11 protein-coding genes are annotated in these 16,399 nt (G+C 38.5%); 2 read left to right on the top strand and 9 right to left on the bottom strand.

Going from position 1 to position 16,399, the window contains the following annotated elements; translation table 11 throughout:
* Nucleotide 1: 1 nt before the first annotated feature.
* From J1905_RS17060 to J1905_RS17025, 8 genes are all read right to left on the bottom strand, one after another.
* The gene (locus tag J1905_RS17060; RefSeq protein WP_214228499.1) at nt 2-2,752 is read right to left on the bottom strand and encodes a TonB-dependent receptor; all 2,751 of its coding nucleotides are present in this window, start codon (nt 2,750-2,752) and stop codon (nt 2-4) included.
* A gap of 82 nt (nt 2,753-2,834) precedes the next feature.
* Nucleotides 2,835-3,749, bottom strand: coding sequence for a LytTR family DNA-binding domain-containing protein (locus tag J1905_RS17055; RefSeq protein ID WP_214228498.1), 915 nt, complete (start codon nt 3,747-3,749; stop codon nt 2,835-2,837).
* A 40-nt stretch (nt 3,750-3,789) separates the two neighbouring features.
* Complete coding sequence (locus tag J1905_RS17050; RefSeq protein WP_214228497.1) at nt 3,790-5,328, bottom strand: serine/threonine protein kinase; 1,539 nt, start codon at nt 5,326-5,328, stop codon at nt 3,790-3,792.
* Nucleotides 5,329-5,346: 18 nt separating this feature from the next.
* Nucleotides 5,347-6,645 carry a serine/threonine protein kinase gene (locus J1905_RS17045; RefSeq protein ID WP_214228496.1) on the bottom strand — a complete coding sequence of 433 codons (1,299 nt, stop codon included), beginning with the start codon at nt 6,643-6,645 and terminating at the stop codon, nt 5,347-5,349.
* Nucleotides 6,646-6,657: 12 nt separating this feature from the next.
* Complete coding sequence (locus J1905_RS17040) at nt 6,658-7,446, bottom strand: FHA domain-containing protein (protein WP_214228495.1); 789 nt, start codon at nt 7,444-7,446, stop codon at nt 6,658-6,660.
* A gap of 21 nt (nt 7,447-7,467) precedes the next feature.
* Entirely contained in the window at nt 7,468-11,493 is a 4,026-nt protein-coding gene (locus tag J1905_RS17035; protein WP_250318132.1) for an FtsW/RodA/SpoVE family cell cycle protein, read from the bottom strand.
* Nucleotide 11,494: 1 nt separating this feature from the next.
* Nucleotides 11,495-12,955 carry a PP2C family protein-serine/threonine phosphatase gene (locus tag J1905_RS17030; protein WP_214228494.1) on the bottom strand — a complete coding sequence of 487 codons (1,461 nt, stop codon included), beginning with the start codon at nt 12,953-12,955 and terminating at the stop codon, nt 11,495-11,497.
* A 94-nt stretch (nt 12,956-13,049) separates the two neighbouring features.
* Nucleotides 13,050-14,000: a hypothetical protein gene (locus J1905_RS17025; RefSeq protein ID WP_214228493.1), complete on the bottom strand. Its 951-nt coding sequence runs from the start codon at nt 13,998-14,000 to the stop codon at nt 13,050-13,052.
* A gap of 200 nt (nt 14,001-14,200) precedes the next feature.
* Between J1905_RS17025 and J1905_RS17020 the strand changes: the two genes are divergently transcribed.
* Both J1905_RS17020 and J1905_RS17015 read left to right on the top strand, forming a co-directional pair.
* Nucleotides 14,201-14,758: a hypothetical protein gene (locus J1905_RS17020; protein ID WP_214228492.1), complete on the top strand. Its 558-nt coding sequence runs from the start codon at nt 14,201-14,203 to the stop codon at nt 14,756-14,758.
* A 128-nt stretch (nt 14,759-14,886) separates the two neighbouring features.
* Nucleotides 14,887-15,306 carry a hypothetical protein gene (locus J1905_RS17015; RefSeq protein ID WP_214228491.1) on the top strand — a complete coding sequence of 140 codons (420 nt, stop codon included), beginning with the start codon at nt 14,887-14,889 and terminating at the stop codon, nt 15,304-15,306.
* A gap of 52 nt (nt 15,307-15,358) precedes the next feature.
* On the opposite strand, the gene J1905_RS17010 is transcribed toward J1905_RS17015, so the two are convergent.
* Nucleotides 15,359-15,883: an OmpA family protein gene (locus tag J1905_RS17010; protein WP_214228490.1), complete on the bottom strand. Its 525-nt coding sequence runs from the start codon at nt 15,881-15,883 to the stop codon at nt 15,359-15,361.
* Nucleotides 15,884-16,399 lie beyond the last annotated feature (516 nt).

Raw genomic sequence — 16,399 nt, 5'->3', positions numbered from 1 at the left:
ATTAAAGGATGTTGTATGCATAAGTTACATAATAGACAGCGCCAATATTTGGGTTGGCAATGCCGGTTGAATAGTATTTGTTGGTGATGTTTGTTGCGCCTAGTCTAATTCCAGAACGTGCTTTAATAAGTTTGTAACTTACCTGAGCATCAATAACTGCCGAACTAGGTACTTTACCTGCGGCTAAGCCTCCGGAAACAACGTAAAAGTAGCCTGGTTTATAGCGTAGGGTAGTGCCGAATGACCATTCCTGCTTTTTGCCAAAACCGCTGTTACCAAATTCCATGTTAACATGGTAATTAGGCGTGTTAAAGTTGTTTATCTGACTGTTGTTTTTGTTTTTAATATGGTCTGAAAAGTAATTTACTTTGGCTAAGAAGTTATGCGATAAGTCAACACTTACACTTGCTGCATAGCCATAGGTATTTACCATTTGACCACCATTAAAAGCAATGTTATACTGCACATAAGTGCTGTGATCTTTAAAGGCATTTACATCATCAGTTCCGGGGGTATTTGCTACGTTGGCATAACCGATAAAGTTTTTCCAGGTAGAGAAATATCCTAATATATCAAACATTACCCTTTTGCCAATTAATGCGGCATAACCTAATTCAAAGGCATTTACAGATTGAGGTTTAATATCGTTATACTCAAATCTCTTTAAGTCTGATGCATTGCCTGATTGTTGATACTTACCTACACTTTCTAGCGTGTAAGGTGGGTATTTATTGAATTGATAAGTATCGTTTAGCAAGAATGAAGATCCTCCAGATGAGTAGCTGTTAAATCCACTAAGGGTATTCTGTAAAGCTTGAATGTTTGATGGAAAGCTATAAGCATTTTGATAAGAGAAGCGGATAAAGTTTTCCTTAACAGGTTCATATACAGCCGAAGCTCTTGATGTTACTTTAGGTGAAGAAAACAATGTGTTTTTATCGTACCTGAAAGAGGTGCTTAAACTTAATCTGTCGTCTGCTAGTTTTTTTGCAAGCTGAATGTACGCACTGTACTCTTTTACATTAATTGGTTTATCCTTATCTGGGAATAAAGTGTTTTTACTGTTTAAGCTATATAAGCGCCAGTTAACTCCGGCTATTACGCTCATAAACTTAACTACGTCTGTAAAATTGTATTGTGCTTCAGCATTGTAAAGCTTGCTGCGGTCTAAGAATAAAGTACCGCCCTCTGAAATTGGGGTATTGGTAATTTTGTTTTTAAGTGCAAGGAACTCTGGCGAGCCTAACTGCGCGCGACCTTGGTCTGCAGCTGCTCTGGCGGCCAGGTGTGCATCGTTTAAGTTTGCGCCTCCGGCAAGTGAGGCCAGTAAAGCACCGGTATATTCCGGATACCACCCTCCTGTAGCGCCATCATAACTTGTTTTCCATGCTTCATTAATGTATTGGGCTGTTGGGCCGGCAATTATGGTGTTTCCAGAGTTTTCTGAAGTGGTATAAGCACGTACAAACCAGTTATCACTTTTCAGTTCTGCACGGTATTGTCCAACTTTAAAATTCTTTAGCTGGTAGCGGGTATCATTGGTGTATACAATGTTTCCTGTACCGTAGGTGCCAGACATGATGGCTTCCAGTTTAGAGTTTATTTTATACCTTAATTCTGCATTTACCTTAAACAACTTGGCCTTGTTATCAAGATATCCATATTCCGGATATCCTGTTCTGGCTACGTAGTTAGGTTTAGCCAGCAAAGGTTCAATAAGTGGAGCAAGGGACGGATCCCCTGCCAGTGCTCCCTGTAAGAACGGATTAATATCTGCGTTGGTAGCTCCTCCATAAAAGTTTACACCATTATAATTGGGGTCAGTAAATCTGTTGCCCGGGCCGTTTTTGTTGGTGCTGTCGGTAGCCACCCAGTCGTTTGCCTGAGTATATTGAGAGTTAATTTTAAAGGCCAATTTTTCGTTGATCTTTGTTGCATAGCGTATTGCCCAATCATAATATGGAGAAGGAGATACGGGATCATAAGTATTACTATTTTTAACGTGGTTTACCCCTTGCGTAATCAGGACGCTTAAGCCCTGGTATTTAAATGGATCCTTTCCGGTCATTACCATAGTTCCATTTAAACCTCTTGAACCGTAAAGTGCAGATGAAGCACCTGAAAGTACCTCAATATTATCTACATCAAGTTGGGTTAAACTAATAGCAGAACCAAGAGGGAAGTTAAGGCCTGGTGCCTGATTATCCATCCCATCTACAATTTGGGTAAAGTTGGTATTACCGCTGGTATTAAATCCCCTGGTAGAAATACTGGTGAAACCAATACTGGAAACAGTTACATCGACGCCTTTTAAACCCTGAATCATGTCCATGTAGTTTAGTTGGGGCGAGTTGCTGATTTCCTTGCTGCTGATTTGTTCTATCGTTACAGGAGATGAAAGCTTTTTCTGTACAACTCTACTGGCCGATACCACCACTTCCTGCCCAAGTATAGAGCTCGGATTAAGAGAGATTTCCAATGGGGTAGAGGTACTCTGTACATCGATTTCCTTAGTTTCAAAACCAATAGAAGAGATGACTAGGACAACAGGTAGCTTCTTTTTAATGGTCAGTTGAAACCTTCCTCTGTCGTCGGAGTAAGTGCCCTCCGATGAGTTTTTTACAAGAATAGATACCGCCGGTGCAGCTTCCTGTGTGGCGCTGTTTTTAATCGTTCCTTTGATAACCTGAGCGTTTAGGTTGGCAAATGAAAAGAGAAAAGGGATCAATAAAAATAGTCTGGTTACTTTCATTGTGTTTGGTTTTGGTTAGTGCAATATAGATTGCAAAACTATCTCCTAACAATGATTAGAATATGTTTGGGGCGAAATAGGGTTATAATGGGGTGAGTGGGAACGTAGAAGTTGTGTTACTAAGGTATTGCTCAAAATGTTTTTGATGTGAGGCCGATACAGGAATCTGTAACTCAGGTAAAGGATCAAACTGAAGCACGTAACCTTTATGTGTTTTCTTTGAGGAGGAAACTGTTTTAATATTGATGGTATACGACCTATGAACTCTTATTAGTCCGGAATAACTACAAGTAGACTCAATCTTTTTTAATGTGGTACGGATAAGCTCTGTTTTAACTTCTCCACCTAGAAGGTAATGAACATCAACATAATTGTCTTCAGATTTAAAGAACAAAATGTTATTGGGATGAAGGGTTAATATGATTTTTCCATTCTCATCACCGATTAGCAGATTATCTGAAAATGTTTTAGGCTCAGTTGCTATCAAAGATAGGTTGTGCGCAAGTTTGTACTGCTGTGCACCAAACAAAATAAGCAGTGAAATTATATACGGCGGGATGGCTATTAGCAGGGTATAATTGAAGGTATCCAGGTAATTACTTATTGATAGGTCAGGATGATTGTTAAGCAGCCAGTCGCAACCCATAATGCCAAAGGTTAAAATTACTATTTCTCCGAGGAACCAGAAGAAATATTGCCCATAAGTAAGGTATTCGAAACGCAGCCACTTCCTCAATACAAATTGAGAAAGCATAAGAGTCAAGCCTCCAGTAAGCGAAAAGATGCTAAATATTTTAAGTAAATCAAGTTTACTTACGTCCTCATACCATCTGTTAATATTGAACGGGACGAAGGTGTACATGAAAAGCAGACTGATTACAGTAACCAGACTAATAAATATTATTTTATTAACAGAAGAGTTAAGTATAAGGAAACGACGATCCAGCGCACTTTTAAGTACAGCATAATTGACGGAAAGCGGAGTAGTCCTTGCCATAGAATGAGATGCTTAATATTTGGTACTGAAATTTAAGCATTTATTGTGGAACTTCCTTCAAGTCTGTTTTTTTTAACCAACCCTTTGTTACCTGTCCATCATTATCTGTAAGTGTTACATAAATAAAGTTACCCTGTTCATCAATTACCTCGAATTTTGAATTAACCCATAGTCCGAATATTCCTTGTCTTGGCGCATCATTGTTTGGGGATTCATGAAAGTAAAGTGTGGTTTTGGGGATTCTGTATTTTTTGCCTTCACTAAATATCACTGGCTCCTGCGGCCCTTCTTTAGGCTTCGTAACTGGTGGTGGCGTAGGTTTAGGTGTGTTAGCACCTGTTTGACGTTCAAACTCCTTTTTTAAGCTATCCTGGTCTGCTTGCTGAGCTGCCGTATCCAAAATAATAGGTTTAATTTCTGTGGTCGCATCCGGAAAAACCTCTTCGGCTTGAGTAGTAGTGTCCTGTTGAGCAACATGTGGAGAATCGATTACCAGCTCCTTTTTAGGTTCAATATCTTTAAAAAATAAAGAATAGGCTGAAACCATGCCTAGCCCCGCAATTGCCAATATCATTAAAACAAACAAAGGTGTTGAAACGCGTACTCCGGAAGATTTTGGTACAGAAACTGCACTCGCTATTGTTTCTGTTGGTTTTGCAATTACAGGTGGATTGTGATGGCTGTGGTGTAATATCGCTTCTTGGAGGTCCATTCCATTAGCAAATCTCCTTTCAGGTTGTTTCTCTAAACATTTTTTTATTACGTCTAGGAGCCAGCCAGGTACGTTCATTTCTCTGACCTTTACATCATCAGACCAGTTTTCCGGCAATTGTGCTCTTCGCAGTGCTAACAAATCTGGAACCTGCTTCTCCATATGTGCAAGCATAACCGAGTTACGTGCAGTTTCTCCCTTATTTATAAGTGGAAATGGAACTGTTCCTGCCAGAAGTTCATAAAGTATTACCCCGTAGCTATACACGTCAGTTTGAAAAAACATTTCGCCGTCATGCTGCTCAGGGGCCATAAATTCCACAGCTCCTGCATGCCTTACACTGCTGCGGCGCTGCTCGTCGGACATGATTGCAAGTCCAAAATCCAGTAAAATATAGTTGCCAGTATCTGTATTGAATTTTACATTATTACTTTTTATATCACCATGTTTAACGCCAACCCTGTGACAGTGGGTAAGTGCATTAGCAAGTTGTTCTGCAAGTTTTATTGTTTCCCTTATGGTAAATACTGGATTGTGTGGTGGTTTTAACAGCTCTTCCAGGTCTGGCCCTTCAATATATTCCATTTCAATAAAAGGGAAAGATCCGCTTTCTGTTAAGCCCGAATTGAGAATCTTAACCACATTTGGATTAGGAACCTCATTTACTTTTTTTAGTTTTTCAACCTCATTCTTAAAATTCCTGAAATTTCTATCGTCAGTATTTTCAGTATGAATAGGAGTGGGTAGTATCTTTACCGCAGTAATGATGGCCCCCATTCTTTTACCTTTATAAACAGAACCCTGTCCTCCAGTACGTAGGGCACCCATGTTCTCTAATCCTTCTGTTATGGTAAATACTTTGCTCATAGTGATTTTGCTATTTTATTAAAATTCAGGAACATCATTGCTCAATCCGTCCTTGGTTGTTTTTGGTTTGATAGAATCCTTTTTACTTACCGGAACAGTACGTAGGCTATCCTTGTTCTGTTTCGGTATAACGGGTGAAACTGTATTTTTAGGTGCAGTTTTAGAATGATTCTTTATCGGTTGTATTGGTTTGTTTACAATATTGGTGCTATCGGTCACCGCATTTGTACTCCGTTTATTCAGGACTAAATTTATGCCAAAGGTAGTTAAACAAACAAATATTATAATTCCGGTAATCATATACGCTTTTGCTTTGCTCGCTTTTTCGTACTGCTCAACCAAATTGGTTAGTCGTTCATTCTCAGTTTTTAACTCATTTATTACAGCAGTAACCTGTTTGTTGTTAAGTACGTTCTGATTGTTATTGTTAACCGCTTCGTATAAACTAACACCATCATGAAACCTTTTCTCAGGATCTTTTTGGAGGCATTTTTCGATAACTTGAAGCAACCAGGTAGGAACCATCATTTCATTAGCTTTCTTTTCTTCAGACCATTCTGCAGGTAATCGGTTTCGGCGAAGCTCCATCAAATCCGGTACTTGCTTTTCAATATGCGAAAGCATCACCATATTACGTGATGTTTCTACTCTATTGATGAGAGGGAAAGGCACAGTGCCGGCTAATAGCTCATAAAGAATAATGCCATAGCTATAAATATCTGATTGGAATAGCATTATGCCATCATGCTGTTCAGGCGCCATAAATTCTACTGCCCCTGCATGACGTAAACTTGAACGACGTTGCTCATCAGACATTACAGCCAAACCAAAATCAAGCAGTATGTAATTACCCGTTTCTGTATTAAATTTAATGTTGTTGCTCTTAATATCGCCGTGCTTAACGCCTACTTTATGGCAATGCGCAAGGGCATTGGCCAAATGGTCGGCCAGTTTTATGGTTTCTCTTATAGTAAATATCGGACTGTGCGGAGGTTTTAACAGATCTTCCAGATCAGGGCCTTCTATGTATTCCATTTCTATGAATGGCAGCGACCCGCTTTCTGTAAGCCCTGAGTTTAATATTTTCACCACATTAGGGCTAGGATCTTCGTTAACTTTCTTTAGTTTCTCTACCTCATTCTGGAAATCCCTAAAATTCTTATCCTCTGCATTTTCTGCGTGGATAGGTGTAGGCAGTAGTTTTACGGCAGAAAGAATAGCACCCATCCTCTTACCTTTATATACAGAACCCTGCCCACCGGTGCGCAATGCACCCATATTTTCCAACCCCTCTGTTATAGTAAATACTTTTGCCATTGGTTTTATTAATTACTGATTTGAGTGATAACTGAATTCTAAAACAGCTGATTCTCCTAAAATTATTTGATCTCCTTCGTGTAAGGCATGCCCAAGTTCTGTGAACGTAAGTTTTACGGAATTATGATCTCTGATGGATCGTATTTTTACCTTATTTCGTGGAGGAACACCACCTTCATCTGCAAATAGCATAAAAGCGGCATTGTCATTATTCCATTCAATATGTGCATGTTGCCTGCTGATATATTTATTGCAATCATTGGTGCTGGCATTAGGAAAGGCAATGTTATTGATCCTAATGAAGCCATCACTATCCTGCGCTTGTTTTTCGCGACCAATATTAATCTTTCCATCTGCAGAACTAAGAACATATTCCACTTTTTCAGCCTCGCCATTTAAAATTCTGATGTATGCAGTTCCTGATTTTTGAACAGCGGCATGTTCAGGTGTTTTTATATGAAGTGCTACTTCCAGGTTAACCATTTTAATAGACTGCGGAGGCAATTCGTCAATAAAGACTGTTTCCATTGTCCAGGTATGAGGTAGGTCAATTGCGAAATCATCTGCTATCCTTTGCACTTCATTTTTAAAGTGATCCTCCTCCTCAGCAAAAACGGCTGATTCGTACATGAATTTTTCTACCGGCATACATGCAATGTATAGCTGGAAACCTTTAATATGTTTTCCTTCTCCGCCTTCCATTTTTTGGAGTTCCTGTTTTATGAAAACAAGTATAGCCTCTCTGATGGCTTTTACATCCTGAGGCTTTTCGGAGGCATTTTTATTAAATAGGTTAAACATATTTTATATCCTTTCTTTATACTAGTTGATGCTGTCTTTTTTAACTTCTATGTTTTCTTTTGCAATAACCTTAACAGGTTCCGGCTTAAAATCTTTAATATATCCAAGGCTCAATAATGCTGGGACTACATGTTTTCCTGCAAGTTGAACAGCTCTGCTAGAGCCTCTGGTCGATTCAATGCGTATACAAACAACAATATGTCCCGGATCTGATTTCTTTGGTGCAAAGAATACATACCAGCCATCATTAATTCGTTCCTTTTTCCAGATCCTTTCAGGTGTTCCTGTTTTCCCGGCTACAGTAATACCTAACGTATATCTTTTATTGGCGCTTTGCTTCAACATATAATCTGTAAGCAAGGCCGCATATTGCGGATCATTAGCCAATTTAATACCCGGATTAACAGAAGTAGTTGAGTCGCTGATCTTTAAGACATAACGATTAGCAACTAATGTGCCTTTATTGGCTACACCCGATATCAATCTTGCTACAGATGCCGGGGTAGCAATTAGCTCACCCTGTCCCCAGGCCATTCCCGAAATACCTTTAGCTCTGGTGCGACGGATATTTGAAGGATCATATTTTGGTTTGGTATTAAACTCAGTTTTACGCCAAAGATCCATCCATTTGTTCTCCTGTTTGGTATTGTTGGTGTCTTTATCAAAGTAATAACCACCTACACCTCTAAGGAACATCCCGGTTTTCATATATAGCGCAGCCATATCTTCCTGCAAATGCTCCTCATTAGCTAATTTAATAAAATAAACGTTGTTTGAGTTTACAATTGCACGTTCAAGATTAATATTTCCTGTTTCATCGGGCTCAATGCCTTTGGTTCTTATTCTTTCAAACGAGCTTACCGTAAACGATCTTTTTGCTGCATTTATACCTAACTTGTTGAAGGCTGCCATTGCTGTTAATACCTTAGCTGTAGAACCGGGTTGTGTGGCATAAGTAAATCCAAGATCAGCATTGGTATACCATCCCGACAGTTTATTCTGCTCGTTGGCGGTCATGTTTAAAAGCTCCCAATCTTTAATCGGAGGTAAAGGGTACACTGATGATGCAAGTACATCTCCTGTCAAATCTTCCATAATGACAACGGATACTCTGCTTTTTCTCACTGAGGTATCCAATGCAACAGAATGCTGTATGGTTGATTGTAAACGCGCATCTATAGTCAATTTTACATCCCTGTTTCTTTTTTTGAAAGATGCAACTTCAGTACTGTTAATACCTGCTAGTAATAAAGGTGCTAGCGCAGCATAGTCTCTTTTGCTTACCGTCATCTCTTTTACACCCCTTGGCAGAAAACGATCTTCCCTGTATTTATTTGCCTTTGTATTGAAAGAGGTAATCGGTGTATGGAAACCCCTAAGCTCTGCCGCATGCTCGTACTCGGCAAAATAGCCGTTAGTACTGCCGTTAAATATCCCTGTGTTTGCATCGCCTACCCAGAAAAAAGTTTGCTCCTCAAAAGGGTAATATCGGTCTACTCTTTTGTGCATTGCCGAATCAAGATTGTAGTTAATGCCTGAGGTTCTTAAGGTATCCTCCTGTTTTCTTACAAAATCAGGATTACTTGTTGCAAGGATTCTTCCTTTTCTATCATACAGCTGGCCTGCCTCTAGTTTATTCATTAGAATAGCAATACGAGGGTTGTAACTGAACATCCGCGAACCACTTTTATCAGCCACAAGTGAAGGTTGTACCACCCATTTCTTATTGTTGGCAATATATTTTGATATGGTTACAGTTAAAAGAAGAACTGCAATACTGGCCGATAAAAGAGCCGGTACCAAATTCTTGTCCTGTTGTTTGGTGATGAAGTCCATTTGTACCTTGGTTCCTCTAATTAAAGAAACCGAAAGCAAAATGCCGGCTGCCATCATATTGGCTACCAGTGATGAACCTCCATAGCTGATAAAAGGCAAAGCCACTCCTGATAGGGGTAAGGCTCCTGTGGAACCTCCCGCAATGAGCAGAAACTGAACAAACATACTTATGCCAATACCCGCACAGAGGTAAAATAGAAATGGAGTGCCCGTTTGTCGGCCTATAATTATTGACCTGTTCAGGAAAATGAGGAATAGCACGAATATGCTCACAATACCCGTCCAGCCAAATTCTTCGCCAATGGCAGGTAATATCATATCGGTATGGGCCTCTGGTATTGTTTTAGCGTAGCCTTCGCCAACACCCTGACCGGTTAAGCCCCCACCCGACATTGCCCATATGCCGTTTGCTACCTGGTCTCCACCATAAACCTCATTATTCCATGGGTCTTGCCATATAGATTTACGCTCGGTAAGTCGGTTAACAGGGCCGGGGATAAGTTTATCAAGATATGGAACCTGATCTATCAGTAAAAAACCTGCGATAATCATGATTACCATTATTGCCGATTCACTGGTCTGTTTTTTATTAAAGAACATCGTTAGGCCAATCACTACTACAGTTATTAGACTGGCTATCCAGATGTTTAAAAACCAAACGGCTAATGTATAAGTAATGATGGCGATGAGCATCATCATAAAATCACCGCGGGAGAAAGAGAATAGGATGATAAATGTAAAACACACCACCATTGCAGGACCCAAATCGCCAAGAATTAGGTACATCAGAATAGCAATACCCATTGCAATCAAAGCAAAAGAAAAGAAATACCATCTTTTTTGCCAGCTGCGATATTCGGTGATAAAGCGTTCATTACTGGCAAAAAAGCCTGCAAGGAATAAAATAATGGCATATTTTACAATTTCACTGGGTTGAACACCAAATAGGTTGACTTTTACGCCGCTACCCTCAGGGCCACTACCAAAAACGATTGTTAAAGCAAGTAGCGCCAAAGCTAATCCTGCCCATTGCCAGCCGTTGGCCTTTCCGGAGTTTTTATTGAGCACAAGCATCCGATAAAATCTGGAGTCGACATTAAATTTCCGGAATTTAACCAGCATCAATATAATAATGGTAAGAATGCCCATGCCAAAGAAAACAAGTGTATCCTTAGCTAAAAACCGATCTCGTAATGGGTCTTGTAAACTGAGCAGGGCGATAAACGACAAACCCGTCATCAGCATAATGATGGGCAAAATCAGCTGATCAGCTTGAGGGAATTTAATACTTAATAGAAAATGCAATATTAAAAAACCGGCAAAAAAGCTTCCTGTAATGATCCAAAACCATTTGTTGAACTCAATGGGTGTTCGTACGATTAACGATTTTTCTTTCTTTAGAATCTTAAAGTCTCTGGCCGAAAATAGCCTTATGGTATGTTGTGTTTGTTTAAATGTGAATGAGGCATCTTTTTGAAGTTCTTGTATTCCTTGTGATCTCCCGAATTGAAAGCCGGGTTTTAGTGGTAATAATTCAAAAGCTTTGTCTTCCGGTAAGTTTAAAAATGCAAACTTACCGTTGGCGTCTGTCCGCGCGTATGCCGTTAGTCCTGCAGATTTTACTTCTACTTCATCATCAATGTATGCACTATCTTGTGGCAGTATCATTTGCAATTTAATCAGAACGCCCGATACATTCTTACCTGCAGTGTCTATAATATTACCTGATATGTTATGAACGCCGAGTTTAAGATCTGTTTGTGCAGGCAGTTGAGGTGGGTGGTTTCTTTCCTGCGTAAAGCGTAAAGAATCCTCTCCTGTATATCCAAGTAACGCTCTCGAGTCACTAACACGTTTCTTAAAGTTTTGCCCACCTACTGTAAAAGCATAATCTGCCTCAACAAAGAACTTACTTTTATTGAGCTCCCCAACATTGTCCAGAGGTTCTTTAAAATATTTTACCCCTTTTGCTACAGTTTGTGCAATGAGGTTAACATCCTTCTTGTCTTCAAAATAATAGCCCTTTTCAAGTAGCGTCCTTATTTGCTCACCTGGGTTTTTCTCATTCAGATTCATCATAGTCCCATTGTTTAAACGGGTATCCACATCTGAAAAATTGTTTTGTAGTGTATTAAAAAGTGTAAAGAATAATGATCCCAATACGATGGATATCAGTATAATAAAAATACGCTCTATTTTCCTGCTCTGCATACTAATGAGTTACAGGTGTTGGTAAAGAATCTATTTTAAAAGTGGTGGCAGGTATTTTTCCATTGATGTACTTATTTGGAGGCAATGTGTAAGTAGTTTCTATGGATTTAATACAGTTGTTGAACTGTATGTTTTTAAGCTGTAACACATTGTTTTGCGATAATATGGCAGTAGGGAAATTCTCAAAAGTAATATTCTCTAAATACACATATTTACTGATGGGTTTAATGGAAACCGCACTGCCTTTATATGCAGAATCGCTTCTGATGATGATAGGCGTTTTGGCAATTATAAAAAGCGTATCCTTATTAAAATGGATATCCTCATTCAATATAATTGGCGATTTGAATAGCGAATCTGAGATAATCAGCGTGTTTCCAATCAGTTTATTAATCGTGTCCTGAAGTTTCGTTTCCTGAGCATTACGAATCGGCTGTAACGCTGAAAGCTTTTGTTGCTTTATGGAGTTCGCACGAATGTGGTTTTGCCAAAGCATGTAAAGCGAGAATGTTAGCAGAATTAAACACAATACAGATAATAAAGCTACCAAGCCTGTGTTCTTTTTTTGGACAACAGGAATTACGGTAGGTGAGAGATCCCGCTGTATAGAGATTTCTTGTTTTGGTGTGGAAGTTGCAACAGCTTGATGATTAACTGCAGGTTTTGGCTTTTCCATTTTTACCGACGGTTTCGTAGCCTCGTGTACCAATGATTGCTTATTGTTTTGAACCAATACAACAGTGATGTTATCTCGTCCGCCATTATTGTTAGCGGCTTGTATCAACTCAGTTGCTTTCTCCTGTAAAGTGGTTTTTTTAATTAAAATATCTGTAATCCCTTGTTTGTTAACCATGTCAGATAACCCATCACTACATAGTAACAACAGATCACCTGGTAGGAATGGGGACTGGCCAATTTCAATATAATCATCCTGTGCGGCTATTTTTGCTCCAAAGCCTAAGGCTTTGTTAATCTCATTACGCTTGGGATGACTCATGGCTTGCTCTTCAGTAAGTCGGCCACTATCTTCCATAAAACCTACAAAAGATTGGTCTTTTGATATTTTAATAAGTGAACCATCTCTTAAAAGATACAGCCTGGTATCACCTACATGTGCATAATGCAGCTGGTTTTTTTGAAGATCGATAACAGCTAAAGTAAGTACGCAGGCCATGTTTTCATGTTCCTTTACCTTATGTTTTTCGATCATAATTTGTTCGTCGGCCGCAATAATGGCATCCTTCATCAGCGAGGATAAATCTTTACGCTGACTATTCAAATGTTGCAAAATTGACTGTCTGGCAATCCCCGAAGCGATTTCCCCTCCAGAATAACCTCCAACTCCATCTATAACACAGGCAATAACAAGATCGTTTGTTGCCGTTGTTTCAGCAATAAAAGTATCCTCATTATTGTCCCTTACTTTTCCTGTATCGGTTAGTCCAAAATAATTTCTATCCATTTTATTTGGGCGAATTTTTTATGTCTCTAAAATGTGCAATCAATAAAATGATGCATATAATGAATAACGCTATAGATAAGATGTGCGACATATATTAGGACTTAAATATGTTAACACCAATAATTCCATTTAATATAATCCTTGAATTAACAGGCAATTCTGACCATTTAGGGCCGTTTATGTCGCTTCTTTCAATCAGGTTTTCATTTAAAATTGTTTTTTCGCCAAAAGAGGCAAGGTAGAATTTATCTTCAGCTCTGTTGTACCTTATTTTTAAATGAGGCGTATTTACCCATTCGGATGGGATTTTGAATACATTGCTTTCTTCTCTCGTTTCTTCGTTGCCCGAAACCACAATATCATCTGATTTCATCAGATATTCTAATTTCTGACCAGAGTAAGCTTTATCTGGTATGGTAGTTTCGAAGCGTGCCAAAACAACTCTCTGACTATCACTTGGTGTTTTATCTTCAGGTTTCTGGATGTCAACATAAGGAATCTCATAATAACCTTCACTATAAAAAATGAAGTCTTTAAGGATGTCATTATTGATGTCAAATGTTTGCGCCAGTCCGGTTTGGCGCGGTATAAAAGTAACCCTGAGGTTCTCTTCCTTTTGCTGGCTGTCTGGCAATAGTTTTCCAATAAAACTAATGTCGCCCGGTTTGTAATCTGGATGAGACACAAACCTGAATACCCATTTATTACTCGAGGGTTCAACCTTTTTACCATCTTCAGCTTGCTTGTTAAGTATTTGGTAGAAGTTGTTTACAGACTCCTGCGATATCAAACCAAGAATACCTTTTTTATTGTCTATAAATTCACGATAATCATCCGGATTAAGGCAAACAATAAATTCATGATAAAAAACTACCCGTTCTGCAAATGACAATTCTGCAATGGATTTGCGAAATTCTTCAATAATATATTTGTAAACCAGGTTAGGTGTAAGCGGTTTCGACTTGCCCGATGATGTGCTTCCATTATTGGTTAAGAACCAATCCTGAATGCCCATGCGCTGCCATATAGAAGGTTTTGTACTCATTTATAATTGCTGTAATAAATTAGATCGTAAGATAAGGAAAAAAAACATTGCGCTTCTCATCCCCAAATTTATGGAGAAAAAACCGGCGTGTCTTTAGAACTCAATAATTCTCTCCTGGTCAGTGATCTCTAAGATTTAACAACTACAACGATCATTTTGTGTTGGGAGTATGGCCGAGTTACTTAACTTTGTTGTGCCTTATGAAATTATCTGTCTTTTTTCTACTTGCACCCCTTTTGGTAGCGTCTTTAAATTCTTCGTCTTTTGCTCAGCAAGATAAAATCGACTGTGAGCAAATACTTGATACTGAACCCTATTTTGTAAAGCATAAAACTGCTGAACAGGATGTGATGCTTAAGAGAGATATACAGATCTTAAAACATTGCGGTAATTTTGATAGCATAGACAGCACGTTTTTTAAAGGACCAATTTTGGGTGCTTTAATGCTGGATCAGGCAAGGTTAGGAAAGCCTGCAACCTACAGAACATTGATCGAAATGTTAACTGCATTTAGGGAAACCGAATCTTATAAAGATTTCGCTAAGGGAATGTTGCTTTATAGGACTATGAAAGCGAAAAAAGTGAATTTGGATGAATGGGATACAGATAAAGAACTGTTTGTAAGAATGGGTTTTACTGTAAATGATCTCGAAGACTTTAAGACGTTCCTAACAGATCCTGAGCATGCAAAACTTACCTATCAAGAAGCTTTAACCAAGTATATGTCGGAAATTGAAGCCCTGCGAATCGACAAATAAATCTTTTCTACTTTGAAATCAAAAGGGGATAACATCTAGGCCTATATATTATAGGTGGGAATAACAATCTCAAATTTTGCTGGTAGCGTTTTGGTTACTTTTAACGTTTAAGGGTAAAATAGTCGTTTATGATCAAGAAAACAATTATTCCTCTTTTTGGAATCTGTATGATATTGCTGACAGCATGTAGTAAAACGGATAATTCAAATTGTCAGGATAAAATTTGCGATGAAAGCTTTGCAACGGTAATTGTGAAGTTTGTAAACAAGAATGGAGAAGGGGTGGCTGTTGAAAAATACAGTGCCGTAAATCAAAGGACCAAGGATACGCTAAGCACTGCTTCTGGTAGTGATATTAATTCTGAAGCGGGTATATATAGAGTAGTGAGTGATAACTATATTAAAAAACTTTCAGAAACTGGGGATGAGATTAAAGTCAGTGGAACGCTTGGTACACAAACTAAGTCGGCAATAATAAAAGTAAAAGGAGGGAATTGTGCTTGCCATATATCCAAAGTTGATGGACCGGAGCAGATTAAGTTTGATTAATCTGCTGATTTTGGCAAGATATTCCCTCCTTTTTTAAATTTTAATAGGGTTATTAATTAGCTTTAATTTCAACCCTTCTATTTAACATTCTTCCAGCTTCGGTATCATTTGATGTTACCGGCTGACTTTCGCCATAACCTTTAACTGTAAAGTTTGCGCCATTTAAACCTGCATTAACAAGGTATGATTTTACAGAGTTTGCTCTGTCAACTGACAAGGACATGTTTCTTGCCGGGCTTCCTTCTGCTGAAGAGTGACCATTCAAAACAAATTTAGCTGTTGGGTCTTTTTTAATTTCAGCAACTGCTTTATCTAAAATCGGGAAAGAAGCCGTTTTTAGAACATCAGAGTTAAATTCAAACTGGATGTTTTTGAAGTTAAAATCAGGTTCCGGTGCTGGAGCTGGTTTTTCAGGTTCCGGTGCCGGTGCAGGTGCTGGTTTTTCTTCAACAGGTGCTGGCTTCTCTACTGGAGCCGGAGTAGGTTTCGCTATTACTTTTTTTGTTTTGCACGAATACATCGTGATTGATAAAAGTCCGATAACTGCAAGGAGCGAAAGTGTTTTTGTAATTTTCATTTGAGTTTTATAAAATTTAGTTCATTTGTTATGTGCACAAAAGGTATTAATTATATCTTAAAATGCCAATACATTCGTGCATTAATAACGCGACTTATATTAAGAACTTGTGTTTCGCTGAATTTTTTTGAAAATAAAGGCTTAAATCCTTAATTAAGCACCGGCCAAAACGAATTTTTATTGTCTTTATTACCAGGTTTAATCTGGGAGTTAAAGGTTTGTTAAATTATCGCTTCAAATGCATTTATTTGGCCTTTTTTGCATTTATTCTTTTTGTTCATTTTTGTTGTTTTGGAGGTATTGATTCTTTATAGTTGTAGTTTTGGGCATACAAGAGCGTAGGATTATAGCTTTTCAATGTGTTTTTTAAAATGTTGTTGAAATATTTAGTTGAAAACGCATAATTTTCTTGATATAGAGCTACTTTGAATAAAATCATGGTGTTTTTCTGTATAAAAATCCTGCTTCTGTAGGATATCTTAACTGATATTCGATGAATACTCGAAGTTGAACCCT

Origin of the sequence: Pedobacter sp. B4-66 (assembly GCF_018492665.1) — a bacterium.
Taxonomy (GTDB): domain Bacteria; phylum Bacteroidota; class Bacteroidia; order Sphingobacteriales; family Sphingobacteriaceae; genus Pedobacter.
The sequence above is the reverse complement of the archived record's forward strand: the minus strand, read 5'-3'. Positions and strand labels throughout refer to the sequence as shown.

Excerpts from the sequence above, each read along its gene's own strand:
- J1905_RS17060 (WP_214228499.1), bottom strand. The coding sequence starts at position 2,752 with ATGAAAGTAACCAGACTATTTTTATTGATCCCTTTTCTCTTTTCATTT.
- J1905_RS17055 (WP_214228498.1), bottom strand. The coding sequence starts at position 3,749 with ATGGCAAGGACTACTCCGCTTTCCGTCAATTATGCTGTACTTAAAAGT.
- J1905_RS17050 (WP_214228497.1), bottom strand. The coding sequence starts at position 5,328 with ATGAGCAAAGTATTTACCATAACAGAAGGATTAGAGAACATGGGTGCC.
- J1905_RS17045 (WP_214228496.1), bottom strand. The coding sequence starts at position 6,645 with ATGGCAAAAGTATTTACTATAACAGAGGGGTTGGAAAATATGGGTGCA.
- J1905_RS17040 (WP_214228495.1), bottom strand. The coding sequence starts at position 7,446 with ATGTTTAACCTATTTAATAAAAATGCCTCCGAAAAGCCTCAGGATGTA.
- J1905_RS17035 (WP_250318132.1), bottom strand. The coding sequence starts at position 11,493 with ATGCAGAGCAGGAAAATAGAGCGTATTTTTATTATACTGATATCCATC.
- J1905_RS17030 (WP_214228494.1), bottom strand. The coding sequence starts at position 12,955 with ATGGATAGAAATTATTTTGGACTAACCGATACAGGAAAAGTAAGGGAC.
- J1905_RS17025 (WP_214228493.1), bottom strand. The coding sequence starts at position 14,000 with ATGAGTACAAAACCTTCTATATGGCAGCGCATGGGCATTCAGGATTGG.
- J1905_RS17020 (WP_214228492.1), top strand. The coding sequence starts at position 14,201 with ATGAAATTATCTGTCTTTTTTCTACTTGCACCCCTTTTGGTAGCGTCT.
- J1905_RS17015 (WP_214228491.1), top strand. The coding sequence starts at position 14,887 with ATGATCAAGAAAACAATTATTCCTCTTTTTGGAATCTGTATGATATTG.
- J1905_RS17010 (WP_214228490.1), bottom strand. The coding sequence starts at position 15,883 with ATGAAAATTACAAAAACACTTTCGCTCCTTGCAGTTATCGGACTTTTA.